Below are 26,492 nucleotides of genomic sequence, written 5' to 3' on the forward strand. Positions count from 1 at the left end.
GACATTTATTCTCGCCCCCTATGCCCTTCGCTATTTTGTGCTATGTTTAAACGTGAATACGGTTTATATTTAACTTTTAACGCATAAATATTGCATAACTATTCTGTCAACGGTACTATCTGCGGCCTCAATTGCTATAGATTGCCTGGATGAGTAAAGACTGCCCCGATGAGTATTCAACTAAACGGCATTAACTGCTTCTACGGCGCACACCAGGCGCTGTTCGACATCACGCTGAACTGCCCAGAGGGCGAAACGCTGGTTTTGCTCGGCCCAAGCGGTGCGGGCAAAAGCTCACTGCTGCGCGTCCTCAATCTGCTTGAAATGCCACGTTCCGGCACGCTCGCGATTGCCGGAAATCATTTCGATTTCGCCAAAGCCCCTTCTGATAAAGCGATCCGCGATCTGCGTCAGAACGTCGGCATGGTGTTTCAGCAATACAATCTCTGGCCGCACCTCACCGTGCAGCAAAACCTGATTGAAGCGCCCTGCCGCGTGCTGGGTTTAAGCAAAGATCAGGCCCTCGCCCGCGCTGAAAAGCTGCTCGAACGTCTGCGCTTAAAACCTTACAGCGATCGCTATCCGCTGCACCTGTCCGGTGGACAGCAACAGCGTGTCGCCATTGCCCGTGCGCTGATGATGGAGCCGCAGGTACTGCTGTTCGATGAGCCTACCGCCGCACTGGACCCGGAAATTACCGCCCAGATCGTCAGCATCATCCGCGAGCTGGCCGAAACCAATATCACACAGGTGATCGTGACCCATGAAGTGGAAGTGGCGCGCAAAACCGCCAGCCGCGTGGTGTACATGGAAAACGGTCATATTGTTGAACAAGGTGATGCGAGCTGCTTTACCGCCCCGCAAACCGACGCCTTTAAAAACTATTTATCTCACTGATGTGTTAGGGAAAATGACAATGAAAAAAGTACTGATAGCCGCGCTGCTTGCCAGCGTCAGCCTTTCCGCTACCGCAGCACAGACGATTCGTTTTGCCATGGAAGCGTCTTACCCTCCGTTTGAATCCATGGATGCCAGCAATAAGATCGTAGGCTTCGATGTGGATCTGGCGAACGCGCTGTGTAAAGAGATCGACGCCACCTGTACCTTTACCAACCAGGCGTTCGACAGCCTGATCCCAAGCCTGAAGTTCCGTCGTTTCGACGCGGTGATTTCCGGAATGGACATCACGCCAGAACGTGAAAAACAGGTGCTGTTCACTCAGCCGTACTATGAAAACTCGGCCCTGTTCGTCGGTCAGAAAGGCAAAATTGCTGATATCGCCGCGCTGAAAGGCAAAAAAGTCGGTATGCAGAACGGCTCCACGCACCAGAAATTCATCACCGATAAGCACCCGGAAATCACCGTTGTGCCTTACGACAGCTACATGAACGCCAAGCTGGATATGCAGAATGGTCGTATTGATGCCGTGTTCGGTGACACTGCCGTGGTCACCGAGTGGCTGAAAGCCGATCCGAAACTGGCCGCTATCGGTGACAAAGTGACGGACAAAGATTACTTCGGTACCGGTCTGGGCATCGCTGTTCGTCAGGGCAACACTGACCTGCAGCAGAAGCTCAATACCGCGCTGGATAAAGTGAAAAAAGACGGCACGTACGAAACCATCTATTCCAAATGGTTCCAGAAGTAAGATCTGATGAACGAAATTTTTCCTTTAGCAAGTGCCGCCGGGATGACCGTCGGCCTTGCCGTTTGCGCACTCATTATCGGCCTTGTGCTGGCGATGTTCTTTGCGGTCTGGGAGTCAGCCAAATGGCGCCCGGTCGCATGGGCGGGATCAGCGCTGGTGACGGTTCTGCGCGGGCTGCCGGAAATCCTGGTGGTTCTGTTTATCTATTTCGGCTCCTCACAGCTGCTGCTAACGCTGTCGGACGGCTTTACCCTTAATCTCGGCTTTGCGCAGATCCCGGTGCAGATGCAGATTGAAAACTTTGACGTCAGCCCGTTCCTGTGCGGCGTGATTGCCCTTTCTCTGCTCTACTCCGCCTATGCGTCTCAGACGCTGCGCGGCGCGCTGAAAGCGGTGCCCGTGGGTCAGTGGGAATCCGGCCAGGCGCTGGGCTTATCGAAAGCCGCCATTTTCTTCCGCCTGGTGATGCCGCAGATGTGGCGGCATGCCCTGCCGGGTTTGGGCAACCAGTGGCTGGTGCTGTTGAAAGACACCGCGCTGGTGAGCCTGATTAGTGTGAACGATTTAATGCTACAAACCAAAAGCATCGCCACCCGCACCCAGGAGCCTTTCACCTGGTATATCGTTGCGGCGGCTATCTACCTGGTGATCACGTTGCTGAGCCAATACGTTCTCAAACGTATTGATCTGCGCGCAACGCGTTTTGAACGGAGACCAGGCTGATGCTTGAGTATTTACCGGAGCTGATGAAAGGGCTGCACACCAGCCTGACGCTGACCGTGGCGTCAATCGTGGTGGCGCTGATTCTGGCCCTCTTTTTCACCATCGTGCTGACGCTGAAAACGCCGGTGCTGGTGTGGGTGGTTCGCGCCTATATCACACTCTTTACCGGTACGCCGTTGCTGGTGCAGATCTTCCTGATTTACTACGGACCGGGCCAGTTCCCGTCGCTGCAGAACTACCCGGTTATCTGGCATCTGCTGTCTGAACCCTGGCTGTGCGCGCTGATTGCGCTCTCCCTGAACAGTGCGGCGTATACCACGCAACTGTTTTATGGTGCGATTCGCGCCATTCCGGAAGGCCAGTGGCAGTCCTGCGGGGCGCTGGGCATGAGCAAGAAAGACACGCTGGCGATCCTGCTGCCGTATGCGTTCAAACGCGCGCTCTCTTCCTACTCCAACGAAGTGGTGCTGGTGTTTAAAAGTACCTCTCTGGCTTACACCATTACGCTGATGGAAGTGATGGGGCACGGCCAGCTGTTGTACGGACGCACCTATGATGTGATGGTCTTTGGCGCAGCCGGTCTGGTTTACCTGGTGGTGAACGGCCTGCTGACCCTGCTGATGCGTCTTATCGAGAACAAAGCGCTGGCCTTTGAGCGTCGAAACTAACTGCATAATCACTGCATCACGAAAACGGGTAAGTCTAACGACTGCCCGTTTTTTTTATTTCGATAAAAATACTTAATCATAATTATTGCATACAAATTCACTAACTGGCATTGTACATCCATGCCGCAGACACGGCGCATAATGACAAGATTGACAGACGGGAGCATTAAAATGAAAAAGTTAGTTCTGGCTGCATTACTGGCAACATTCGCCGCAGGCGCATCGGCTGCAGATAAAATCAATTTCGGCGTTTCAGCGACCTATCCGCCGTTCGAATCGCTGGATGCCAGCAACCAGATCGTGGGTTTTGATATCGACCTCGCCAAAGCGCTGTGCAAACAGATGCAGGCCGACTGCACATTCACTAACCACGCGTTCGACAGCCTGATCCCGTCTCTGAAATTCAAAAAATATGACGCGGTGATTTCCGGTATGGACATCACGCCAGAGCGTAGCAAGCAGGTCTCCTTTACCGACCCGTACTACGCCAACTCCGCGGTGGTGATTGCGAAGAAAGGGGCTTACACCTCTTTTGATCAGCTGAAAGGCAAACGCATCGGGATGGAAAACGGCACCACGCATCAGAAATACCTGCAGGATAAGCATCCGGAAGTGAAAACCGTGGCCTATGACAGCTACCAGAACGCGATCATCGACCTGAAGAATGGCCGTATTGACGGGGTCTTTGGCGATACGGCGGTGGTGAACGAGTGGCTGAAAACCAATCCACAGCTGGGCACCGCGACCGAGAAAGTGACCGATCCGCAGTATTTCGGCACCGGTCTGGGTATCGCTGTACGCCCGGATAACAAAGCCCTGCTGGAAAAACTGAACGGCGCGCTGAAAGCGATTAAAACTGACGGGACTTACCAGAAAATTAGCGACCAGTGGTTCCCGCAGTAATTTTCAAATGATAGTGCCGGGTGGCGGTTGCGCCGCCCGGTTTTTCTTAAAGCGGCACAAAAAAGCGGAATGTCGCCCCCGGTTCAGAATCCAGCAGACTGATCCCGCCCCCATGTAGCTCCAGCATCTTTTTCACGATTAACAGCCCTAACCCACCGCGATTCTCCCGCGACGCCTGCTGGCTTAACGCCGAGGGACGCTGGAACAATTCTTCGCGCAACGACGCCTCAATGCCCGGCCCGCTGTCGGTCACTTCTACCTGCAGCTGTTCATTCTCCTGCCACACGGAGAGCCGGATATCGCCGCCCGACGGCGTATGACGCACGGCGTTATCCAGCAGATTCGTCACTACCCGCTCGATCATCGACACATCGGCAAACACCAGCGGCAGCGGCCCCGGCACGTCGATATGCAGCCGAAGCTGGCGCGTCTGGGCGGTCAGTTCAAATTTTTGTGCCACGTCAGAGATCAGTTCCGCCATTGCAAAACGCTCGCGCTGCGGCTTGATGCCGCCGTGCTCCAGCCGGGCCAGCTCAAACAGCTGCTGTGAGAGATGACGCACTTTTTGCCCCTGTCTGAGCGCCGTCGCCAGATACTGCTGATGCTGCGCGGCGCTCAGGGTGGCGGATTTCAGCGACAGGGTTTCCAGATAGCCCAGTAACGACGTCAGCGGCGTGCGTAAATCGTGAGAGATATTGGCGATAAATTCCCGGCGCTGCCGGTCGCTGTCGGCCAGCCGGTTCCACTGCGTGGTGATCTGGCGCGCCAGCTCGATAAAGGTATTGCGCAGTTGCGTCACTTCATCCGCCGAACCCGGAACCGGCGTTTGCGCAGCCAGCTGTTTAATGGCGCTGATACTGTCCTGCTCCAGCCCGGACACTTCCGCCGTCAGCCTTTTTACCGGCCGCGTGACCCAGTACCAGACCAGTCCGCCCGCCAGCAGGGCAAAGCCCGCCACCAGCAGCAGAGACCACATTACCGTGCTCCAGAGCGTCTTGTGCCACGCCATATCCGCCAGAGCGTTAAACTCCTCGCCCTGCAGGATAATATACAGATAGCCGCGCAGCTCCCCGTCCTGGCGCAGCGGCGTTACGCTAAACACTTTCTGTTTATCCAGGCTGCGCGGATCGTCACCGTACACCGGCCAGCTGGTGCCACTGAGAAAGGTTTGCAGCGGCGCGATGGCGATTTTTTGCCGCTTAATATGCCCCGGCGGTGCGGCGTCGGCCAGCAGATCGCCATCGGGTGAGATCACGTACAGTTCAACGCTGGGATTAAAGGTCATCAGCCGATCAAACAGCGGTTTCAGGCGGCTGCGGTCAACGCCCCCTTCGGCGTCCAGCACCGGCTCGCGCTGAAGGATCTGCTGCGCCAGACTGCTGGAAAGACGCTGCACCATGGCGTTACCGTACTGTTTGCTGGCGTAGAGCTGCACCACACAGGCCACGGTGGCACAGAGGATCAGCAGCAGGATAAACAGCAGCGTCAGCCGCTGACTGAGGCTAAGACGTCGCATCATGGTTCAGTTCCGCAAATTTGTAGCCTTTGCCCCAGACGGTGCGAATAATTTCCGGCTCGGCGGCATCTTTTTCGATTTTGATCCGCAGGCGGTTAATGTGGGTGTTAACGGTGTGCTCGTAGCCTTCGTGCTGATACCCCCAGACCTGTTCCAGCAGCGCCAGCCGCGAAAAGACCTCGCCGGGGTGACGGGCAAAAAACCAGAGCAACTCGAATTCTCGCGGCGTGAGATCCACCTCTTTGCCGTGCAGACGCACGCTGCGGGCGAGCGGATCAAGCGTCAGCCCGTGCGCGACAATTGTGCCACTGGTCTGCGCCTGCCCCATCGCCTGCTGGCGGCGAAACAGGGCTTTGATACGGGCGATCAGCTCCTGGACGGAGAAGGGTTTGGCCAGGTAATCGTCGGCGCCGGTTTCAAGCCCGGTGATGCGGTCGGTTTCACTGCTGCGGGCGCTGATGATGATAATCGGCAGATAGCGGGTAAGCTGACGGATGCGGCGGCAGATCTCCAGGCCGTCCACGTTCGGGAGCATCAGATCGAGGATCACCGCGTCCCAGTGGGTGCGGTCGAGCAATTGCAATGCCCGCGCGCCGTCCGCTTCGTGCGTGATCGCATAGCCTTCGTCTTCGAGGTTTAATCGCAGCAGTGACGCGATATCGCTGTCGTCTTCCACCAGCAGGATGTGCTTCATCGGTAAGCCTTACTTCATCGTGAATAGTTCAAGCTTACCTGATTTTAGGGCGTGGAAGAGTTCACATTTTGTTGAAGATTGTGCGGGAGGGGGTCGGGCAGCGCTGCGCTGACCCGACTTATCTTTTTTATCTGCGAGTCAGCAGCGTCAACACTTCATAGTGCGCCGTATGCGGGAACATATCGAAAAGCTGTACCCGCTCGACGCGATAGCCCGACAGCATCGCGATATCTTTGGCCATGGTCTGCGCATTGCAGCTGGAGTAGATAAGGGTGTTTGGCGCCATCTGGCTCAGGTATTCGCAGAGAGCTTTACCGATGCCGCGACGCGGAGGGTTCACCAGCACCAGGTCCGGGACGCTGCCCTGCCCCGTGGCGAACTGCGTAGAGTCCAGCGCCTGGAAATGGAGATCCGTTAAGCCCAGCTCGGCGGCAGACTGCTTCGCGCAGGCAATCGCCTCGGCGGAGATCTCGATCCCGGTCAATTTCATGTTCGGCGTCGCGCAGTGCAGGCCAAACCCGCCGACCCCGCAGAAGAGATCCCACATATGATCGATATTTAACGCCTGCACCCAGTCACGCGCCGTGGCGTACAGTCGGCTGGCAACGACCGGGTTGGTCTGGAAGAAACTGTGCGGGCGGATCCACAACGGCACGCCGTTGAAATTCTCGGCCAGCGCCTGCTGTTCAGTGAAGAAGATCTCTTTCTCCCCTTCCATGATCGCCATATGCACCGGCTGAATGTTCGCGGTAATCAGCTTCAGCTGCGGCAGCTGCTGTTGCAGCCAGGGGAGCGCTGCGCGCAGTTGTTCAAGCTTTGTTTCAGAGCGCAGCACAAAGCGGAGCATCATCCCGCCGTCGAGCTGGCTTTCCGTCAGCAGGAGATATTTCAGCTCACCGCGCTGGCGGGCGACGTTGTAAGGCGTCAAACCGGCGCGGGCGATAAAGGGTTTCAGCGCGGCAAACACCGGCTCAAAGGAGGCGGGATAGAGCGGACAATCCGTGAGATCTTCTGGCGTGCCGTCGCGATGCAGCATGCCGAGCAGCGGCCTTTCGACGCTACCGCTGACCACCATTTTGGCTTTATTGCGAAAGCCCTGCTCCGGTCCACTGACGGGCGCGCACCACTCCGCGACCGGATGTTCAGCAAGCAGGTGCTGGAGATCGGCCATTTTGGCGGTAAGTTGCTGGGAAACCGGCTGTTCTATCCACTGACAGGAGCGGCAGCGACCGGCGTCATAAAGTGCGCACTGCATAGGAAAACCTCATTGTTCGCGAGGGCAGCGATTATACACATTATTGCAGGCGGAAGAACCGTCGGCTGGATGCCGGGACAAACAGCAGGAACAGCACCAACAGATCAGGCAATTTCTGCATCACCAGTGAACGGAAAATTTCCCGCTTCGACTCTCCGGCAATACTGAACAGCTCAGGGTAGCCGTATCCAATCGAGGCGGCCCACAAATACCCCGTGGCGATCACCTGAGTCAGCAGGTAGACCCAGCGCGCCCAGTTGCGCCCTTTTGCCAGGGAAAAGGCGCAGTAAATCTCGACGAACACCAGCACCAGGCTTGCGAAAAAGACCAGCGTCAGATTCCATGTCTGTACGCTGCGATGGATAAACTCGACCACGCCCCGCACGCCGAGCATGTTAAACACCATCAGCAAATCCAGGCAGCGAATCAGAATAATGGCGAGCGCAGCTACCTGCACCAGTGCAGGTACATTGAGGCGCGCATGCGAATGTCGTGATTTGGTAAACAGTCCCAATGTTTTTACTTCCCTGAAAAACAGTGCCGCGACAGGCGCGGCACTTCATTGAGAATTTTAAATGCTTCAGCCGCGTCTTGCACGCTGGATATCACGCACACGCTGTTTTTCCGCCCGCGCCATCAGATACCAGGCGATAAAACCGACAATACCCACCACACCGAGGATGATCGACGCCAGGGCGTTGATCTCCGGGTTAACGCCCATTCGCACGCTGGAGAAGACCAGCATCGGCAGCGTGGTCGCCCCAGGCCCGGAGACGAAGCTGGCGATCACCAGATCGTCCAGAGACAGGGTAAACGCCAGCAGCCAGCCGGAAATCACCGCAGGCATGATCATCGGAAGCGTAATGATGAAGAAGACCTTCAGCGGCGTTGCACCGAGATCCATCGCCGCCTCTTCGATGGAGTGATCCAGTTCGCGCAGGCGCGACGAAATCACCACAGCCACATAGGCGGTACAGAAAGTCACATGCGCCAGCCAGATTGTCAGCATGCCGCGATCAGCCGGCCAGCCGATGGCGTGCGCCAGCGCGACAAACAGCAGCAGCAGCGACAGACCGGTAATCACATCAGGCATGACCAGCGGCGCGGTGATCATAAAGGCAAAGCCGTTCGAGCCGCGGAAGCGACCAAAACGCACCATCACCATCGCTGCAATCGTGCCGAGAATCGACGCCATGGTCGCTGCACAGGCGGCGATGGTCAGACTCAGCCCTACCGCGCTCATCATCGCGTCGTCGCGGAACAGTTCGCCGTACCAGCGCGTCGACCAGCCCGCCCAGACCGTTACCAGTTTGGAGCTGTTAAACGAGTAGATGACCAGCATCAGCATCGGCGCGTAGAGGAAGGTAAAGCCGAGGACCAGAATCACAATTCGCCACGGGGAGCGCACCACCGGTAAGTTGTTCATCCGTGATCTCCCATCTGTTTTTGCTGATGTTTGTGGAACCACATGATCGGCACGATCAGCAGAAGCAACATCACAATCGCCACCGCTGACGCCACCGGCCAGTCGCGGTTATTGAAGAACTCCTGCCACAGCACGCGGCCAATCATGATGCTGTCCGGGCCGCCGAGCAGTTCCGGGATCACGAACTCGCCCACCGCCGGGATAAAGACCAGCATAGACCCCGCAATAATCCCGCCTTTGGTCAGCGGCACAATCACCTGGAAGAAGGTTTTCAGCGGACGCGCGCCGAGATCCAGCGAAGCTTCCACCAGCGAGTAGTCAATCCGCGTCAGCGCCGTGTAAATCGGCAGCACCATAAACGGCAGATAGGCGTACACAATCCCGATATAGACCGCCAGATTGGTGTGCAAAATCGTCAGCGGCTGATCGATAACGCCGAGCCACATCAGGACATTATTCAGCACCCCGTTGTTTTTCAGAATGCCCATCCAGGCATACACGCGGATTAGGAACGAAGTCCACGACGGCAAAATTACCAGCAGCAGCAGGATGTTCCGTGTCGAGGGTTTGCTGTGCGCCACCGCCCAGGCGAGAGGATAGCCCATCGCCAGACAGCATATCGTCGAGATCGCCGCCACCTGCAGCGACTGCAGATAAGCTTCAAAATAGAGCGGATCGTCTGTGAGCTGAAGGAAATTCCCGAGATTAAGGGTGATCGACAGCTGGCCGTCGGCCCACTCCATCAGATTGGTGTACGGCGGGATAGCACGCGCCATCTCCGCGAGGCTGATTTTAAAGACGATCAAAAACGGCAGCAGGAACAACAGGATCAGCCACACGTACGGCATGGCAATCACCAGCTTACGGCCATGCGCCATCTGCATGCGCGTCAGCCACTGCGCGAAACCGCCCGATTTTTGCACGCGGGCCGGTGGTTCAAGTGTATTCATGGCCACTCCTTATACCGTCAGCACAACGCAGCTGTCCGCATCCCAGCACAGGCGCACTTCGTCGCCCCAGGTCGGCAGCCCCTTACGGTAGCGGTGTTCATTCTGCAACTGGGCGCTGATCATCTGCCCACTTTTGAGGCGCACGTGATAGATCGAGAGATCGCCCAGATAGGCAATATGGACCACTTCGCCGACGGCAAAGTTATAGCCATCCGCAGGCGGCTCTTCGCAAAGCATGATTTTTTCCGGGCGCAGGGCCACGTAGACCGGGACGTTGTCGACAATCGACGCGTCCGGATCGACTTTGAGCGGATGCACCAGCCCCGGCGAGTCAATCACCAGACCGTCCTCCTGACGATCCTTCAGCAGCCCTTCGAAGACGTTGACCGAGCCAATAAACTCGGCGCTGTAGCGGGTGGTCGGATGCTCATAAATCTCTTCCGGCTCGCCGATTTGCACAAACTTGCCGCGATTCATGATCGCGATACGCCCGGCCATGGTCATCGCCTCTTCCTGATCGTGGGTGACCATCACGCAGGTCGCGCCGACGCGCTCAAGGATATCCACCACTTCGAGCTGCATGCGGTCGCGCAGTTTTTTATCGAGCGCCCCCATCGGCTCGTCGAGGAGCAACAGTTTCGGGCGTTTTGCCAGGCTTCTTGCCAGCGCCACGCGCTGACGCTGGCCGCCGGAAAGCTGATGCGGCTTACGTTTCGCAAACTCCTGCATGTGCACCAGGCTCAGCATTTCCGCCACGCGCGCGGCGATTTCCGCTTTCGGCAGCTTGTCCTGCTTGAGGCCAAAGGCAATGTTCTGCTCCACCGTCATGTGGGGAAACAGCGCGTAGGACTGGAACATCATATTGATCGGGCGTTCATAAGGTGGAACGCGGGAGAGGTCGACACCATCCAGCATAATTTGTCCGGACGTCGGTTGTTCAAATCCGGCCAGCATGCGCAGCAGCGTGGATTTCCCGCAGCCTGATGCGCCTAGCAGCGCAAAAATTTCGCCTTTATAAATCGTCAGACTGACGTCGTCCACGGCGTGCTGGCCGTCGAACGATTTGGTCAGATTACGGACTTCGAGGAGCGGAGTCAGCGCTTTACGGGTTTTCGCCTGCGGGCGGGGGATGGTTTCATTCACGGGGTGCTCTCCGGCAGAAATCTAAAATAGTGCAAACGCACCCGAACGGTGCGTTTTGCCGGGCAGCGCAACGCGTGCCCGGCCTGCATAACCGCTGTTATTTACCGCTTTTCACCTTCGTCCACGCGCGGGTACGCACGCGGTCGATTTTCGGATCCTGCACTTTCAGAGTGAACATTTTGGCGCGCACGTCAGCCGGTGGATAAATCCCCGGATTATCACGCACTTCCGCGCTCACCAGCGGTGTCGCTTCTTTATTGGCGTTGGCGTAGAAGACGTGGTCAGAGATATGCGCAATCACGTCCGGACGCAGCAGATAGTTAAGGAACTGATAGGCTTCGTCTTTGTTTTTCGCATCCGCAGGCATCGCGAAGACGTCGAAGAAGGCCATCGCCCCCTCTTTTGGAATCGAATAGGAGATGTTCACGCCGTTTTTAGCTTCTTTCGCGCGATTCGCCGCCTGCCAGACATCACCCGCCCAGCCAATCGCCACGCAGATGTCACCGTTGGCGAGATCGTTAATGTACTGGGAGGAGTGGAAGTAACGTATGTTTGGACGCAGCTTCAGCAGCAGATCCGTCGCCGGGCCGGTGTAGTCATCGGCTTTGGTGCTGTTCGGATCTTTGCCGAGGTAGTTCAGCACGGTGGCGAACACCTCTTCAGGCGCATCAAGGAAGGAGACGCCGCAGCTTTTCAGTTTTTCGAGGTTTTCTGGTTTCAGCACCAGATCCCAGCTGTTCACCGGCGCATCTGCACCCAGCGCTTTTTTCACTTTGTCGACGTTATAGCCAATGCCGGTGGTCGCCCACATGTACGGCATGGCGAATTTGTTTTCCGGGTCATGTTTGGCGATAAGCTTCAGCAGCTCAGGATCGAGGTTTTTCCAGTTTGGCAGTTTGCTTTTGTCCAGCGGCTGGAACACGCCCGCGGTGAGCTGACGCTCAAGGAAGCTGGCTGACGGCACGACCAGGTCGAAACCGGTGCTGCCTGCCATCAGTTTGCCTTCCAGCACTTCGTTAGAGTCGAAGACGTCGTAAACCACTTTAATCCCGGTCTCTTTTTCGAAATTCGCAACCGTGTCCGGCGCGATATAATCAGACCAGTTATAGACATGCAGCGTTTTTTGTTCCGCAGCGAGCGTGCCGGCAGAGACAGCCATCAGAGCACCCGCAACCAGACCCGATAACCATTTTTTATTCAAGGCGATCATATCGTTATTCCTTATGAAAGCTCGTTAACTGTTGTTAACAAACGAACTACAACCATGCAATTGGTGATATGCAAGAATCATGCATACTTTGTCGCTCTGCCTGACACAAAAGAAAAAATCTTTTGGCAGTTTTTGCTCGCTTTTTTAAGCTCCGCAAGAATAACTGTAGCCCGTGCCCCAGGCTATAGCCCAGATTAAAAAACGCCTTTTATCAATTTTTTATGCAGGATCTGTCTATGTGATAAGCCGAAATGGCCTGCGATGAGGTGAATAATTCTTTAAAGAAAGGTTACAGCTAGAGGAAAATTTTGTGATGCGCAGCCGCCATGGCAGCGACTGCGTGCAGGTCGGAAAGGCTTAGTGCAGGAACGATTCGCGTGAATCGTTATTCTCCATTTCCTCTTCCGTGGTAAAGAGTAAATGGTGCGCGCTGGCTTCCAGCATGACCATGGAAATCTGCTCTTCGCTCTGGCGCATAAACCAGGCAAACTGCTTAAACGACACCCCTGCCCCGGCGAATAAAGACTGGCAAACCACCAGCTTTGGCAGATTATCATCCTGTATGTCGAGAAATGCTTTCACCGTCAAAGAACCGGCATTAATGGCCGACAAATCAGACGCCAACGCCAGTAATGCCGAGGGCTTGACCTCCGCCAGCGCCGAGAAAAGCACAACGTCGTTAATCAGATCGATTTTGGCATCAAACACGCCGTCGAAATTTTGCATATGTGGCAGGTGCAACGCCTGACAGGAATCACACTCAAAATAGGTGATGCCTGCATCGTCGAGCCATTGACGTAACGTATCCAGTGTTGGAACGACCTGTAAATCCATAGCAGTGCAGCCTCTTAGATAAAAACTTCGCTTAGATTACGCAAAAAATGCAGCCCTAACCACCCGTTTTCAGGCAAAAGCCCGGCGTGGCGTGGCGTTCGATCCAGGAGATCATTTTACCGGCGATATCTATTCCGGTGGTTTTTTCGATGCCTTCAAGGCCGGGTGACGCATTGACTTCCATCACCAGCGGCCCGCGATGGGCGCGCAGAATATCGACGCCAGCAATATCCAGCCCCAGGGTTTGCGCCGCTTTGATGGCAATCTCGCGTTCGCGATCGCTGATGTCAGCGATACGCGCCACGCCGCCCCGGTGAAGATTCGAGCGAAAATCACCGTCTTTCGCCTGACGTTCAATGGCAGCCACCACTTCGTCGCCGACCACCAGGCAACGAATGTCGCGCCCTTTCGCCTCTTCAATATATTCCTGCACCAGAATGTGAGCGTTGAGACCGCGAAAAGCGTCGATCACGCTCTCGGCAGCCTGGCGCGTTTCTGCGAGCACCACGCCGATACCCTGTGTGCCTTCCACCAGTTTCACCACCAGCGGCGCGCCGCCGACCATGTCGATCAGATCGCTGGTGTCGTCTGGCGAATGGGCAATGCCGGTGACAGGCAGATCGATTCCCTGACGGGCGAGCAGTTGCAGGGAGCGGAGCTTGTCACGCGCACGGGTAATGGCGACGGATTCATTCAGCGGATAGCTGCCGAGCATTTCAAACTGGCGCAGCGCGGCGGTGCCGTAGAAGGTAATTTGCGAGCCGATGCGGGGGATCACCGCATCGAAGTGCGGCAGATGGCGGCCTTTGTAATGTATCGAGGACGCCGCCGGGCTGATGTTCATATAGCACGACAGCGGGTCGAGGATCTCAACCAGATGGCCACGCTTATTAGCTGCCTCAAGCAGACGTTTACACGAATAGAGCGTTCCATCCCGGGACAAAATGGCAATTTTCACCCTGCACCTCTCTAAAGACTCGATAAAAGCCTGCGTATCATACACGCAGGCTGGCACAGGATGAATGGACTTAACGCACAGCCCAGCCCTGTTTATGCAAATAGTCGAGAATAAACGGACGGTTTTCTTTAATGATGGTGCGACGGATGTGATCGCTCCAGGTATCGCGGCGATTATTGCTTCCGCGCGACAGATAGTAGCTGGCGAGTTCTTCGTCATACTGGGCGAGAACCTGCGCATCCACCGGCTGGTAGTGATTTTCGTGCACAAGCATCGCCGCTGGCATACGCGGCTTGAGATCCGGGTTATCTGCCGGCCAGCCGAGGCACAGGCCAAACAGCGGTAAAACATGTTTTGGCAACGCCAGCAGTTCGGTCACGTCGTTGATATTGTTTCGCAGGCCGCCAATGTACACGCCGCCTAATCCCAGGGATTCCGCCGCCGTCAGCGCATTTTGCGCCATCATCGCCGTGTCCACGACGCCAAGCAGCAGTTGTTCCGCCAGGCCCAGTTGGGCGTCCGGGCAGATTTGCAGATGGCGGTTGAAGTCGGCACAAAACACCCAAAACTCCGCGGCCTGCGCCACGTGCGGTTGTCCGCCGGTGAGTGTCACCAGCTTTTCACGCATTGCGGGGTCGGTAATACGAATAATCGATGTGCACTGCAAAAAGCTGGAACTGGAGGTTGCTCTCGCGCTGTCCACGATCGCCTCGCGCTCGGCGTCGCTGATGGGCCGATCGGTAAAATGGCGGATGGAACGGTGGGCGCGAATGGTATCAATAGTCGGCGTCATTGGGTCTCTCTGTTGTCTGTCTGAACGCGGTTTGACAGCCAGTATAGGCAAAGAAAAGTGTGATGTAATTGGCAAAACATAGTCTGTAAGTATTAAAGCGACAGGTAAAACCTGCTTTCCATGAGCAAGGGTTATCGGGCACACTAAGCGCCATTCGCCGTCGGGCTTACGTTTTGAGGAGAGAGATATGTTTGCAGTGATTTTTGGACGTCCGGGATGCCCTTACTGCGTCCGCGCTAAAGAACTGGCAGAAAAACTGACCGCCGAGCGCGATGATTTTAACTTCCGCTACGTGGATATCCACGCGGAAGGCATCAGCAAAGCCGATCTGGAAAAAACCGTGGGTAAACCTGTTGAAACTGTTCCGCAGATTTTCCTCGATCAGACGCACATTGGCGGCTTCACCGATTTCGAAGCCTACGCGAAAGAAAATCTGGGACTGTTTGCAGCCCAGTAACGCGATAACGCCCTCTCAGGAGGGCGTTTTTATTTGTGTCGCCAGCGATGCACCAGGCTGCGCACGAACATAAAACAGAGCGCGCCTAGCGCACACCAGAAAATCCCGCTCAACAGCCACGCCAGCTCTTGCCATAACGAGCGCGGCGAGACAAAAACGAGACGCATCACCACCAGACATAACGGTGCCGCAAGCATCGCGCCAATCAGCGGTTTGACCACTTCTCCCCCGCGCGAGAGGAAACTCGCCACCACGCCTGGCAAAATGAAAAAGAGTAAACCCAGTTCAGGATGGCCTGATGCCCTGAATGCCCCCTTCACATGGAAGGCTAATGAAAGGCAAACCGCGATAAACAGTAGAAAACAGCAGACGACACCTGTCCAGTTCCGCTTGATGTTCAAAAATCCTCCTGACTCCATCACTATCGAATACACATTCGTCCAGAGGACGCCCAGTCAGATAATGCAATGTGGCATTCCTTGCCAAAGCTCATAGATTGTTACGCGATCTTTTCTGGCCCTGGATATCTAATACGATTAGACTATCGGCCAGTTATTGTTCTGTGGGATATATTCTGTATGGGCGAAAGGGAGAATCCCTTCACTCACATGGGATAAAACAGTAGCCTAAATCCCCCATCCTTTCAACAGCTTAACGGTAAACAAGAAGTTAGCCTCCGTGAATATAAACGTCGCAGATTTGTTAAATGGGAATTACATCCTGTTATTATTTGTTGTACTGGCACTGGGACTGTGTCTGGGTAAATTACGCCTGGGTTCCGTTCAACTTGGTAATTCCATTGGCGTTTTAGTGGTCTCATTATTATTAGGCCAGCAGCATTTCAGCATTAACACGGATGCGCTTAATCTCGGTTTTATGCTGTTTATTTTTTGTGTTGGCGTGGAAGCAGGGCCGAACTTTTTTTCAATTTTTTTCCGCGACGGCAAAAATTATCTGATGCTGGCGCTGGTGATGGTCGGAAGCGCCCTGGTGATAGCGTTAGGGCTGGGTAAACTGTTTGGCTGGGATATCGGCTTAACCGCCGGGATGCTGGCCGGTTCGATGACTTCGACGCCGGTGCTGGTCGGTGCGGGTGATACGTTGCGCCACTCGGGTATGGAGAGCGGTCAGCTTTCGCTGGCGCTCGACCACCTGAGTCTCGGCTACGCCCTGACCTATCTGATTGGGCTGGTGAGCCTTATCGTCGCTGCGCGTTACCTGCCTAAACTCCAGCATCAGGATCTCCAGACCAGCGCCCAGCAGATTGCGCGCGAGCGCGGTCTGGACACCGACACCAAACGTAAAGTCTATCTGCCCGTCATTCGCGCCTATCGCGTCGGGCCGGAGCTGGTTGCCTGGGCCGACGGCAAAAACCTGCGCGAACTGGGTATCTACCGCCAGACGGGCTGCTATATCGAACGTATTCGCCGCAACGGTATTCTGGCTAACCCGGACGGTGATGCAGTGCTGCAGATGGGGGATGATATCGCCCTGGTCGGCTACCCGGACGCGCACGCGCGCCTTGACCCGAGTTTCCGCAACGGTAAAGAGGTCTTCGACCGCGACCTGCTCGACATGCGTATCGTCACGGAAGAGATTGTGGTGAAAAACCATAACGCCGTCGGACGTCGTCTGGCACAGCTGAAGCTGACGGATCACGGCTGCTTCCTGAACCGGGTCATCCGCAGCCAGATTGAGATGCCCATTGACGATAACGTCGTGCTGAACAAAGGCGACGTTCTTCAGGTCAGTGGCGACGCGCGTCGCGTGAAAACCGTCGCCGACCGCATCGGCTTTATCTCCATTCACAGCCAGGTTACCGACCTGCTCGCCTTCTGCGCCTTCTTTATTGTCGGCCTGATGATTGGGATGATCACCTTCCAGTTCAGCAACTTTAGCTTCGGCGTGGGTAACGCTGCGGGTCTGTTGTTCGCCGGGATCATGCTCGGCTTCCTGCGAGCCAACCACCCGACCTTCGGCTATATCCCGCAGGGCGCGCTGAACATGGTGAAAGAGTTTGGCCTGATGGTCTTTATGGCGGGCGTGGGTTTGAGCGCTGGCAGCGGCATCGGACACAGTCTGGGTGCCGTCGGCTGGCAGATGCTGGTCGCCGGGTTGATCGTCAGCCTGCTGCCGGTGGTAATCTGCTTCCTGTTCGGTGCATACGTGCTGCGCATGAACCGCGCAATGCTGTTTGGCGCCATGATGGGCGCGCGCACCTGTGCACCGGCGATGGAAATCATCAGCGACACCGCCCGCAGCAACATCCCGGCGCTGGGCTACGCAGGCACGTACGCCATCGCCAACGTCCTGCTGACGCTAGCCGGTACGCTGATCATCATTATCTGGCCCGCGCTCGGATAACTCTGAAGTTTGCGCATCACCGAATTATTTTCGCGATGCGCAGAACTTTTTGTATATGAGGCAGTCATAACTATTGCCACTGCTTTTCTTTGATGTCCCCCATTTTGTGGAGCCCATCAACCCCGCCATTTTGGTTCAAGGTTGATGGGTTTTTTGTTGCCTGAAATTCACAGCCATGTCAAACCCGCTCCGTCACCCTACTTTCCTGCGCCATCAATATCACCGTCGCACTAGCACCATTACCCCATGATATAAGCTGTAACCAGTTCCTGTTTCCTCCGCTTGCCCCCACCCCATTTGCACCCATACTTTGAACTATCCCTGCCTCTTTGATTGAGAAAAGGCCATGCTGATGAAAACCAAAACCGTTGTCATTTTCGGTGCAAGCGGCGCGATAGGTAGCGAAACAGCGCGAGTACTGGCGCGAGAGGGAGCGCATGTTTTTCTCGTCGCCCGAAATCGGGATAAGCTGGAGCGCGTGGCTAACGACATCCGTTCTGCCGGTGGAATCGCAGAATCACGTGTCATCGACGTCCTTGATGAACGTTCTGTTCTTGAGCAAACCGCGAAACTGGCTCAGCAGACTGGCGGCATTGATGTGGTCGTTAACGCAACAGGGTTTATGCACGATCAAGGCAAACGCCTCGCAGAGTTATCCCTGGCAGAGTTCAGGCAGGGATTTGATCCGTTTCTCACCGCCCTTTTCACTCTCTCAAAGGCCGTCGTCCCCCATATGGGTGGCGATCGCGAGGGCGTGATAATCACCGTTGTCGCACCGGCAGGCCCGATGGCGATACCCGGTCATCTTGGGCATATCGTCGGCTGCGCGGGCATTGAGGCGTTCGTCAATGCGCTCGCCAGCGAACTGGGGCCGAAGAACATCCGCGTTACGGGCGTACGCTCTCATGCTATCAGCGGCGCGGTTCAGGCGGGTTCTTACACAGGAGAGTTATTTGCGATAAAAGCGCAGTCGATGGGAGTGACGGTCGAGCAGTTTATGGAAGGTGCCGCGCAAAGCACAATGCTCAAGCGGCTGCCAACCCTGCCGCAGGTGGCCGGTGTGATTGCATTTTTGGCCTCTGAACATGCCCGAGCGATGACCGCAACGATGGTCAACGTGACGGCGGGTGCGACCCTCGGCTAATGCTAAAATCCTGCGATGCGCCTCACCATAGCCCTGATCTCTTCGCGTGACAGCGGCTCCCGGTCCGTCACAAAATGCAGGGTCATACCCTCGATAAACGCATCGAGCGCACGCGTCGTCACCGGGTCAAACCACTGCTCAAGCGTGCTCTGGCTGGTTTGCATCCAGTCCTGCATCACTTTTTTAAGCGCTGGTTTACGGCTCATCAGCGCATACAGCTGGTACATCAGCTCCATATTGTGCGGCGTGGTCACTTCTGAGCTGTGGATCAGAGTGGTGATCGCCTCACAGGCCATTTCCGGACCGGTAACGCCGGCAAAAAATTCGCGGTATTGCAGCGACATTTGCTGGGTAAATCCGGTAAACGCCTCTTCGAGCAGCGAGTCTATCCCGTCGAAATAATAGGTCATCGACCCCAGCGGCACGCCCGCGCAGCTGGCGATTTTACGGTGCGTCACGGCATTGATGCCATGCTCTGCAATGGACTCCAGGGTGGCCTGAAGGATCCGCTCCCGACGCTGCGGATCGTTTGGTCGTCTGCTCATCTTTTCCCCTTTCGGTTTGTGTACAAATGTACACAAACTTGCTAGTGTTGTCGCTATTATTGTACTTCTGGTGCTCCTCAATGACGTTGATCTCTCCCCGTAAAGCCCTGCAGCGCCGCCTGTGGGCACTGTTTATGTTCTTTTTCATCCCCGGATTGCTGATGGCGTCCTGGGCGACGCGCACCCCCGCGATCCGCGATATTCTGTCGGTCTCAACGGCAGAGATGGGCATCGTGCTGTTTGGTCTGTCGATCGGTTCGATGAGCGGTATTCTCTGCTCGGCATGGCTGGTGAAGCGCTTTGGTACGCGTAAAGTGATTCGTACCACCATGTGCAGCGCCGTGGTCGGCATGCTGATCCTCAGCGCCGCCCTGTGGTTTGCATCGCCGGTAATGTTTGCCTTTGGTCTGATGGTCTTTGGTGGCAGCTTTGGTGCAGCAGAAGTGGCGATTAACGTCGAAGGCGCCGCCGTCGAGCGCGAGCTGAATAAAACCGTGCTGCCGATGATGCACGGCTTCTACAGCCTCGGCACGCTGGCCGGTGCCGGTGTGGGCATGGCGTTGACCGCCTTTGGGACCGCCGCGAGCCTGCACATTTTACTGGCGGCGCTGATCTGTATTTTGCCGATTTTGACCGGTATTACCTTCATTCCTGACGGCACGGGCAAAAACAGCGCGGAAGAGCAAAAGTCGACCGAGAAAGGGTTACCTTTTTATCGCGATATGCAGCTGATGCTGATTGGCGTAGTGGTACTGGCGATGGCGTTTGCTGAAGGCTCCGCGAACGACTGGCTGCCGCTGCTGATGGTCGACGGCCACGGTTTTAGCCCTACCTCTGGTTCGCTGATTTACGCCGGGTTTACCCTCGGGATGACCGTCGGGCGCTTTACCGGCGGCTGGTTTATCGATCGTTACAGCCGCGTAGCCGTGGTGCGCGCCAGCGCGATGATGGGCGCGCTCGGTATCGCGCTGATTATTTTTGTCGACGTGGACTGGATCGCCGGTGTTTCGGTCATTCTGTGGGGCGCCGGTGCGTCACTCGGGTTCCCGCTCACCATTTCGGCGGCCAGCGATACCGGCCCGGACGCCCCGACGCGCGTCAGCGTGGTTGCCACCACCGGCTATCTCGCCTTCCTGGTCGGCCCGCCGCTGCTCGGGTTCCTTGGCGAACATTACGGGTTACGCAGCGCCATGCTGGTGGTGTTAGCCCTGGTCATTGTCGCCGCGCTGGTCGCAAAAGCCGTGGCAAAACCTACAACACAAGATTCAGCAATGGAGAAGGGATATGAGCGTTAAGTTAATCGCCGTCGACATGGATGGAACCTTCCTGAGCGACGACAAAACCTATAACCGTGAGCGCTTTCTGGCGCAGTATGCGCGCATGAAAGCACAAGATATTCGCTTTGTGGTTGCCAGCGGGAATCAGTATTACCAGCTCATCTCCTTTTTCCCGGAGATTGCCGATGAGATCGCTTTTGTCGCCGAAAACGGCGGCTGGGTGGTGAACGCTCGTGAAGATGTGTTTAACGGTGAACTCACCAAAAGCCAGTTCGACACCGTGGCGCGTTTTCTCTGCTCTCTGCCGGAAGTGGAAGTGATCGCCTGCGGCAAGAGCAGCGCCTATACCCTGAAATCTTACGATGACAGTCTCAAAGAGATGGCGGCGAAGTATTATCATCGCCTGGAAATGGTTGATAACTTTGACCATCTTGACGACATCTTCTTTAAGTTTGGGCTGAATCTGCCGGACAGCGAAATCCCGCGCGTGCAGGCGCTGATCCATCAGGAACTGAGCGACATTATGGTTCCGGTGACCACCGGCCATGGCAATATCGATTTGATAATTCCAGGCGTGCACAAGGCGAACGGGCTGCGGATTTTGCAGCGGCACTGGGGTATCGACGATAGCGAAGTGTTAGCGTTTGGCGACAGCGGGAATGACGTTGAGATGCTGCGTCAGGCGGGCTTTAGCTTTGCGATGGCAAACGCCAAGCCGCATATCAAAGCCGAGGCGCGTTTCGAGGCGCCGCACAATAGCGACGAAGGCGTGCTGGATGTGATCGAAAAAGCGTTGAACGGGGAAGCGCCGTTTAACTAGCGCACGAATTGCCCGGTAAGCGTTACGCCACCGGGCAACAACTTACTGTAACGCGCTGCCGACGCGTTTATCTTTCAGGAACATCACCATCAGCCCCAGCCACAGCACGCCATTGGCGAGGTTAAACAGGCTGAACAGCCCGTTACCGCCAAAGCTGTAGGCGTGTTTACTGACTTCAATGCCCACGGTAAAGATCAGCATCTGCAGCATCCCCATCGCGGCGGATACGGTGCCTTTACTCATCTCGCTGGCAAACAGCGTCAGGCGTACCAGCCCGGCATTCGCCAGACCAATCCCAAAGGCATAAATACTCAGCCCGGCTGTCATCCACAGATAAGCGTAGGAAGAGGCGACGGTCGCCACCGCTGCAACCACCAGCCCGGCCACAATCGGCCAGCCGCCCATAATGATCAGCGAGCGCACGCTGCGACGGGATGTGAGGCGTGCCAGCACCAGGTTACCGATAATCAGCGCGCCAAAAACAGGCACCTGCAGCAGACCGTATTCGTAGCTGCTGAGCTTCTCGCCGCTAATAATAATGACCGGTGACTGGGCAATCCACGCCAGCAGCGGCAGGCTGACAAACCCGGTGGCCAGCGCGCCCGCCACAAAGCGGCCATTTCTGAGCACCTCTTTATAGTCGCGCCCCAGCTCTTTTAGGGACAGTTTTTCGCCCAGTCGAGTGGCGGTCTCTGGCATTGCGCGGTGCAAGCCGAAGAACGAAATCGCCGCCAATGCCGCGAACAGCACAAACATCCCTTCCCACGGCGCAACATGCACCCACGCCGCGCCCACCAGCGGGCCGAGCAGCGGCGCAATCAGCGCCACGTTCGCCATCAGGGCGGTGATTTTGATACACACCGCCTCTTCGAAGGACTCCTGAATAGCGGCATACCCCACGGCGCCGATAAAGCACAGGCTCACCCCCTGCAAGAATCGCAGCAGCGTGAATTGTTCAATCGTTTGTGCCAGCAGAATGGCGAGGCAGGTGACGATAAACCAGACCACGCCGGTCAGCATCACCGGGCGACGGCCAATGCGATCCGACAGCGGCCCCAGCAGCCACTGTAAAAACATGCCGCCAGCCAGATAGGCGGTCATGGATGTCGGTACCCACTCGATCCCGGCGTTGTACTGCTCCACCACGGCCAGCATACCCGGCTGGATCATATCGTTGCCGATATAGGTGGAGAATTCGTAAAGCACCAGACACAGAGGGAAAAGTAACGCCTGACGACCCAGACGGTTACCGGAAGAAGAACGGTTTAACATGCAGTCTCTTTTTGATGAAAAAATCGCGATGAGTTTAATGAAATGCCCGGTCGCGAGATAGTGAATTATCGAAGATAAACAGAAATAAAGCACATATCGTCGTCGTTTAAGGTTTCCTTAAGTTGACACCTTTATGATGGGCCTATTTCCCGTCAATGAACGTCATTATGGCTCAACATACTGCCCCTTCGGATTTATCTAAGTCACCGACAACTAAGATAAAACCCCTTTACCGTTTACCGGTGCGCTTTTATGGTTATCAGCTTTTCGCGCTACTGCTGATGGCGGTGCTGTTTACCTGGCTTTCGCGCGATGAGACGCTCGACCGCTGGATCACAGGTTTCTGGTATGACGCCGCCAGCCACCATTTCCCGCTGCAGCAAAACGCGCTGCTGGATCTGCTGAACCATCGGCTGGCGAAGTACGTTGCGATTGCGACGGCGGCCGTGGCGCTGATTTATGGTGCCTTTCGTCGCAACATGCCGCTGGTCACCGGAGCGCTGCTGATGGGCCTTGGCACCCTGGTGGTCGGTGTGCTGAAAAGTACCAGCCATCACAGCTGTCCGTGGGATCTGCTGGAGTACGGCGGCAAAGCGGTTTCGTATCCGCTGTTTAGCAGTACGCCTGATGGCAGCGGCCCCGGTCGTTGCTTCCCCGGCGGGCACGCATCGAGCGGCTTTATGGTAATGGGGCTGTTTTTCGCCTTCTGGCGCGAGCGCCCTCGTCTGGCGTGGTGTTTCGTGGCGCTGGGTGCAGTGGCGGGCCTGACGATGGGCTTCGGCCAGGTCATGCGCGGCGCCCATTTCTTCTCTCACAACCTGTGGGCAGGTTGGTGGGTTTGGTTTTCTCAGGTCGTGGCTTACGGCCTTGTTTCTGCCTGGTTTGCAAAAGAGTGAGTTGGAATGCTAGAGAATCTCAATTACGGACTGTTTTATCTGATTAATGCCACCCCGGCGTCACCGGAGTGGATGATTATGTTTGCCAAATTTGTGGCGAAGGATCTGATTAACATCGTGCCCTTGCTGATCGCGATACTCTGGCTGTGGGGGCCGCGCAAGCAGGTCAGCGCGCAGCGTCAGCTGGTGATAAAGGTGGCGATGGCGCTGGCGGTTAGCATGACCGCCTCCTGGACGCTGGGGCATCTGTTCCCGCACGACCGTCCATTTGTCGATCATATCGGTTCGAACTTCCTGCACCATGCGGCTGACGACTCCTTCCCGAGCGATCACGGCACCGTGATTTTCACCTTCGCACTGGCCTTTTTGTTCTGGCACCGCGTCTGGTCGGGCGTGGTTCTGATGGCGATCGCACTCGGCATTGCCTGGTCGCGCGTCTATCTCGGCGTCCACTGGCCGCTGGATATGCTGGGCGGACTGCTGGTCGGAATGATGGGCTGCCTGAGCGCGCAAATCCTGTGGAATATCATGGGGCAGCAGATTTATCGCGGGCTGCAGCGCGTCTACCGTATCTGCTTTGCTCTCCCGATCCGCAAAGGCTGGATACGTGACTAATCCCGGTCCGACAGGTTACACTTGAACCCCCACATTGTGGGGGTTCACCTTTTCGCCCCGAGGATCTATGGAAACACGACGCGACGACCGCATCTCCCAGCTGCTGCAAGCCCTGAAGCGCAGCGATAAGCTGCATCTTAAAGAAGCTGCCACTCTGCTCGGCGTTTCCGAGATGACCATCCGTCGCGACCTGAACAGCGAGAGTGCCCCCGTGGTGCTGCTCGGCGGCTATATCGTGCTGGAGCCACGCAGCGGCAGCCACTATCTCCTGAGCGATCAAAAAACCCGCCTGGTTGAGGAGAAACGCAAAGCCGCACGGCTGGCCGCCTCCCTCGTGCAACCGCATCAGACCCTGTTTTTCGACTGCGGCACCACCACACCATGGATTATCGAAGCCATTGATAACACGCTACCGTTCACGGCGGTGTGCTACTCCCTGAATACCTTTCTGGCCCTCCAGGAGAAACCTGAGTGTCGGGTGATCCTCTGCGGCGGTGAGTTTCACGCCAGCAACGCCATTTTCAAGCCGTTGAATCTTCAGGACACCCTGAGCAATCTCTGTCCGGATATCGCCTTTTACTCAGCGGCAGGCGTGAGCGTGCGCCAGGGCGCAACCTGTTTTAACCTCGAAGAGTTAACGGTGAAACACTGGGCGATGAACGCCGCGCAGTATCATGTGCTGGTGGTGGATCACAGTAAATTTGGCAAAGTGCGTTCAGCAAGAATGGGCGATTTGGCACGCTTTGATGCGATTGTCAGCGACTGCCGCCCGGATGACGAGCTGGTCGCGCACGCCAAAGCGCAGCAGATTAAATTGATGTACTGAGTGGGGGTTTTGCCGGGCTTAGCCGCCAGCGCGGCCTGATGCTCTCACCTTATCCCTCCCCCGTCGGGGGAGGAGGCAAACACTCAAAACGATAACCTTGCGGTTATCGTTTTGCTTTTATGAGAACCAGCCACCAAACCACGAGTGGAATTTCATCATTACAAAGTCCCACATCCGGCTGAAGAATCCACCCTCTTCCACCGCTTCCATCACGATCAGCGGACGCTGCTCAATGGATTTGCCGTTAAGCTGGAAATCGATCGTGCCGACCACCTGGCCCTTTTTCAGCGGCGCGGTCAGCTGTGGATCGGTCAGGGTGTAGCTCGCTTTTAGATTTTTCAACTGACCACGCGGGATCGTCACAGAACCCGCTTCACCCGCGCCCAGATTCACTTCACTCTTATCGCCGAACCAGACGCGCTGGCTGATAAAGGTCGCATCAGGTTTAATTGGCGTCACCGTTTCGAAGAAGCGGAAGCCCCAGGTCAGCAGTTTTTCGGATTCATTAAAGCGGATGCGGTCGGTTTTGGTGCCGAGCACCACGGAGATCAAACGCATATCGCCCTGGGTCGCAGACGCCACCAGGTTATAGCCTGCGCCGGCGGTGGTGCCGGTTTTCATGCCGTCTACATTCACGTTGCTGCTCCACAGCAGACGGTTGCGGTTCGGCTGGCGGATCTTGTTGAACGTAAACTCTTTCTCTTTATGAATAGCGTACTCATCCGGCACGTCGTGGATCAGCGCTTTGCCCAGCAACGCCATATCGCGGGCGGTACTGAACTGCCCCGGCGCGTCCAGGCCGTGGACCGTTTTGAAGGTGGTTTTGGTCAGGCCGAGCTTTTGCGCGTAACCATTCATCAGGCCGATAAAGGAGTCCTGGCTGCCCGCGACGTAATCCGCCAGCGCGATACAGGCGTCGTTCCCCGACTGAATAATCACCCCTTTATTCAGATCCGACACGGAAACCTGGTCACCCGGTTTCAGGAACATCACGGACGAGCCGCGCAGGGCCGGGTTGCCGGTGGCCCAGGCGTCTTTGCCAATGGTCACCATGTCGTCGAGCTTAATTTTGTTTGCTTTGAGCGCCTGCCCGACCACGTAGCTGGTCATGATTTTGGTCAGACTCGCCGGATCGAGCTGTTCGTCCGCGTTGCCTTCCGCCAGCACTTTACCGCTGGCGTAGTCCATCAGGATCCACGCGCGCGCGTCGACCGGAGGCGCTTCTGGTGCCGCCGTTTCAGCCGCAAAAAGTGTGGGGGAAAACAGGAAAAGCAGTGCGGAGCCTGCCGCCAGGCTGCGCAGAGAAGAAGTTGTATGCGTCATAAATGCCACCCGAGTGTCCTTTCTAAAAAATCACGTCACATCACCGTGTCGCAAGAAGCGATGAGTAATAACGTACTAATGAGTCTAAAGAAACCTAAACCAGGTAAAGTTTTTAAAGTTTACGCAATAACGGGCCGGGGTGCTGTCCCGGATGCGATTTTTTTGTCTTCTGTTGCGTAAATGTTAGGTTTATCTCACCATGTGCAATCGCAGGCTTTGATTCACCACTCAG

General features: G+C 56.1%; 28 protein-coding genes. 13 read left to right on the plus strand and 15 right to left on the minus strand.

What is annotated here, in order from left to right; genetic code table 11:
* Positions 1-168: 168 nt before the first annotated feature.
* The 5 genes from artP to artJ all read left to right on the plus strand — a co-directional run bounded on the left by artP (position 169) and on the right by artJ (position 3,942).
* Positions 169-897, plus strand: coding sequence for an arginine ABC transporter ATP-binding protein ArtP (gene artP, locus OVA10_RS17375; RefSeq protein ID WP_100777037.1), 729 nt, complete (start codon positions 169-171; stop codon positions 895-897).
* A gap of 19 nt (positions 898-916) precedes the next feature.
* Positions 917-1,648: an arginine ABC transporter substrate-binding protein ArtI gene (gene artI / locus OVA10_RS17380; protein ID WP_102105164.1), complete on the plus strand. Its 732-nt coding sequence runs from the start codon at positions 917-919 to the stop codon at positions 1,646-1,648.
* A 6-nt stretch (positions 1,649-1,654) separates the two neighbouring features.
* Positions 1,655-2,371 (plus strand): arginine ABC transporter permease ArtQ, encoded by a 717-nt coding sequence (gene artQ, locus OVA10_RS17385; protein WP_100777039.1) that lies wholly within the window; start codon positions 1,655-1,657, stop codon positions 2,369-2,371.
* Positions 2,371-3,039: an arginine ABC transporter permease ArtM gene (gene artM, locus OVA10_RS17390; RefSeq protein ID WP_100777040.1), complete on the plus strand. Its 669-nt coding sequence runs from the start codon at positions 2,371-2,373 to the stop codon at positions 3,037-3,039. The genes artQ and artM overlap by 1 nt, the downstream gene beginning before the upstream one ends.
* A gap of 171 nt (positions 3,040-3,210) precedes the next feature.
* Positions 3,211-3,942, plus strand: coding sequence for an arginine ABC transporter substrate-binding protein ArtJ (artJ, locus tag OVA10_RS17395; protein ID WP_100777041.1), 732 nt, complete (start codon positions 3,211-3,213; stop codon positions 3,940-3,942).
* A gap of 46 nt (positions 3,943-3,988) precedes the next feature.
* Here the strand turns inward: artJ and OVA10_RS17400 are convergent, their stop codons facing one another.
* The 11 genes from OVA10_RS17400 to nfsA all read right to left on the minus strand — a co-directional run bounded on the left by OVA10_RS17400 (position 3,989) and on the right by nfsA (position 14,721).
* Positions 3,989-5,461, minus strand: coding sequence for a sensor histidine kinase (locus OVA10_RS17400; RefSeq protein WP_268196510.1), 1,473 nt, complete (start codon positions 5,459-5,461; stop codon positions 3,989-3,991).
* Positions 5,445-6,152, minus strand: coding sequence for a response regulator transcription factor (locus OVA10_RS17405; RefSeq protein ID WP_100777043.1), 708 nt, complete (start codon positions 6,150-6,152; stop codon positions 5,445-5,447). Before OVA10_RS17405 ends, OVA10_RS17400 begins: the two co-directional genes overlap by 17 nt.
* A gap of 127 nt (positions 6,153-6,279) precedes the next feature.
* A complete protein-coding gene (gene rlmC, locus OVA10_RS17410; RefSeq protein ID WP_268196511.1) occupies positions 6,280-7,407 on the minus strand; it encodes a 23S rRNA (uracil(747)-C(5))-methyltransferase RlmC in 1,128 nt (375 codons plus the stop codon).
* A gap of 40 nt (positions 7,408-7,447) precedes the next feature.
* The gene (locus tag OVA10_RS17415) at positions 7,448-7,945 is read right to left on the minus strand and encodes a YbjO family protein (RefSeq protein ID WP_228483451.1); all 498 of its coding nucleotides are present in this window, start codon (positions 7,943-7,945) and stop codon (positions 7,448-7,450) included.
* Between the two features lie 42 nt (positions 7,946-7,987).
* A complete protein-coding gene (gene potI / locus OVA10_RS17420) occupies positions 7,988-8,833 on the minus strand; it encodes a putrescine ABC transporter permease PotI (RefSeq protein ID WP_100777046.1) in 846 nt (281 codons plus the stop codon).
* Entirely contained in the window at positions 8,830-9,783 is a 954-nt protein-coding gene (potH, locus tag OVA10_RS17425) for a putrescine ABC transporter permease PotH (protein WP_100777047.1), read from the minus strand. Before potH ends, potI begins: the two co-directional genes overlap by 4 nt.
* 9 nt (positions 9,784-9,792) lie before the next feature.
* Complete coding sequence (gene potG, locus OVA10_RS17430) at positions 9,793-10,926, minus strand: putrescine ABC transporter ATP-binding subunit PotG (RefSeq protein ID WP_100777048.1); 1,134 nt, start codon at positions 10,924-10,926, stop codon at positions 9,793-9,795.
* Between the two features lie 97 nt (positions 10,927-11,023).
* The gene (gene potF / locus OVA10_RS17435) at positions 11,024-12,136 is read right to left on the minus strand and encodes a spermidine/putrescine ABC transporter substrate-binding protein PotF (protein WP_100777049.1); all 1,113 of its coding nucleotides are present in this window, start codon (positions 12,134-12,136) and stop codon (positions 11,024-11,026) included.
* Positions 12,137-12,493: 357 nt separating this feature from the next.
* Entirely contained in the window at positions 12,494-12,970 is a 477-nt protein-coding gene (locus OVA10_RS17440; RefSeq protein WP_100777050.1) for a YbjN domain-containing protein, read from the minus strand.
* 55 nt (positions 12,971-13,025) lie between these two features.
* A complete protein-coding gene (gene rimK / locus OVA10_RS17445) occupies positions 13,026-13,928 on the minus strand; it encodes a 30S ribosomal protein S6--L-glutamate ligase (protein ID WP_100777051.1) in 903 nt (300 codons plus the stop codon).
* Between the two features lie 70 nt (positions 13,929-13,998).
* A complete protein-coding gene (gene nfsA, locus OVA10_RS17450) occupies positions 13,999-14,721 on the minus strand; it encodes a nitroreductase NfsA (protein WP_100777052.1) in 723 nt (240 codons plus the stop codon).
* A 187-nt stretch (positions 14,722-14,908) separates the two neighbouring features.
* On the opposite strand from nfsA, the gene OVA10_RS17455 reads away from it, so the two are divergent.
* On the plus strand, positions 14,909-15,178 hold the full coding sequence (locus OVA10_RS17455; RefSeq protein WP_095281388.1) for a GrxA family glutaredoxin: 270 nt from the start codon (positions 14,909-14,911) through the stop codon (positions 15,176-15,178).
* 29 nt (positions 15,179-15,207) lie between these two features.
* On the opposite strand, the gene OVA10_RS17460 is transcribed toward OVA10_RS17455, so the two are convergent.
* On the minus strand, positions 15,208-15,579 hold the full coding sequence (locus tag OVA10_RS17460) for an inner membrane protein YbjM (protein ID WP_107703957.1): 372 nt from the start codon (positions 15,577-15,579) through the stop codon (positions 15,208-15,210).
* 277 nt (positions 15,580-15,856) lie between these two features.
* On the opposite strand from OVA10_RS17460, the gene OVA10_RS17465 reads away from it, so the two are divergent.
* Both OVA10_RS17465 and OVA10_RS17470 read left to right on the plus strand, forming a co-directional pair.
* A complete protein-coding gene (locus tag OVA10_RS17465) occupies positions 15,857-17,542 on the plus strand; it encodes an aspartate:alanine antiporter (RefSeq protein WP_100777054.1) in 1,686 nt (561 codons plus the stop codon).
* A 346-nt stretch (positions 17,543-17,888) separates the two neighbouring features.
* Positions 17,889-18,686, plus strand: a complete 798-nt coding sequence (locus OVA10_RS17470; RefSeq protein ID WP_194513491.1) for an SDR family NAD(P)-dependent oxidoreductase — start codon at positions 17,889-17,891, stop codon at positions 18,684-18,686.
* Positions 18,687-18,688: 2 nt separating this feature from the next.
* On the opposite strand, the gene OVA10_RS17475 is transcribed toward OVA10_RS17470, so the two are convergent.
* Positions 18,689-19,231: a TetR/AcrR family transcriptional regulator gene (locus OVA10_RS17475; RefSeq protein WP_100777056.1), complete on the minus strand. Its 543-nt coding sequence runs from the start codon at positions 19,229-19,231 to the stop codon at positions 18,689-18,691.
* 80 nt (positions 19,232-19,311) lie between these two features.
* Between OVA10_RS17475 and OVA10_RS17480 the strand changes: the two genes are divergently transcribed.
* Together OVA10_RS17480 and OVA10_RS17485 are read left to right on the plus strand one after the other, a co-directional pair.
* Positions 19,312-20,526, plus strand: coding sequence for an MFS transporter (locus OVA10_RS17480; RefSeq protein WP_100777057.1), 1,215 nt, complete (start codon positions 19,312-19,314; stop codon positions 20,524-20,526).
* Positions 20,516-21,328 carry a Cof-type HAD-IIB family hydrolase gene (locus tag OVA10_RS17485; RefSeq protein WP_268196512.1) on the plus strand — a complete coding sequence of 271 codons (813 nt, stop codon included), beginning with the start codon at positions 20,516-20,518 and terminating at the stop codon, positions 21,326-21,328. The genes OVA10_RS17480 and OVA10_RS17485 overlap by 11 nt, the downstream gene beginning before the upstream one ends.
* A gap of 42 nt (positions 21,329-21,370) precedes the next feature.
* Here the strand turns inward: OVA10_RS17485 and OVA10_RS17490 are convergent, their stop codons facing one another.
* Entirely contained in the window at positions 21,371-22,600 is a 1,230-nt protein-coding gene (locus OVA10_RS17490; protein ID WP_268196513.1) for an MFS transporter, read from the minus strand.
* Between the two features lie 167 nt (positions 22,601-22,767).
* On the opposite strand from OVA10_RS17490, the gene OVA10_RS17495 reads away from it, so the two are divergent.
* The 3 genes from OVA10_RS17495 (at position 22,768) to deoR (ending at position 24,937) form a co-directional block, all read left to right on the plus strand.
* Positions 22,768-23,496, plus strand: a complete 729-nt coding sequence (locus tag OVA10_RS17495) for a phosphatase PAP2 family protein (protein WP_107703961.1) — start codon at positions 22,768-22,770, stop codon at positions 23,494-23,496.
* 6 nt (positions 23,497-23,502) lie between these two features.
* Entirely contained in the window at positions 23,503-24,111 is a 609-nt protein-coding gene (ybjG, locus tag OVA10_RS17500) for an undecaprenyl-diphosphate phosphatase (RefSeq protein ID WP_129034304.1), read from the plus strand.
* Positions 24,112-24,178: 67 nt separating this feature from the next.
* Complete coding sequence (deoR, locus tag OVA10_RS17505; protein ID WP_268196514.1) at positions 24,179-24,937, plus strand: DNA-binding transcriptional repressor DeoR; 759 nt, start codon at positions 24,179-24,181, stop codon at positions 24,935-24,937.
* Between the two features lie 117 nt (positions 24,938-25,054).
* Here the strand turns inward: deoR and dacC are convergent, their stop codons facing one another.
* Positions 25,055-26,260 carry a serine-type D-Ala-D-Ala carboxypeptidase gene (gene dacC, locus OVA10_RS17510; protein WP_268196515.1) on the minus strand — a complete coding sequence of 402 codons (1,206 nt, stop codon included), beginning with the start codon at positions 26,258-26,260 and terminating at the stop codon, positions 25,055-25,057.
* Positions 26,261-26,492 lie beyond the last annotated feature (232 nt).

The organism is Lelliottia sp. SL45 (genome assembly GCF_026672535.1).
In the GTDB taxonomy this organism is placed as follows: Bacteria; Pseudomonadota; Gammaproteobacteria; order Enterobacterales; family Enterobacteriaceae; genus Enterobacter; species Enterobacter nimipressuralis.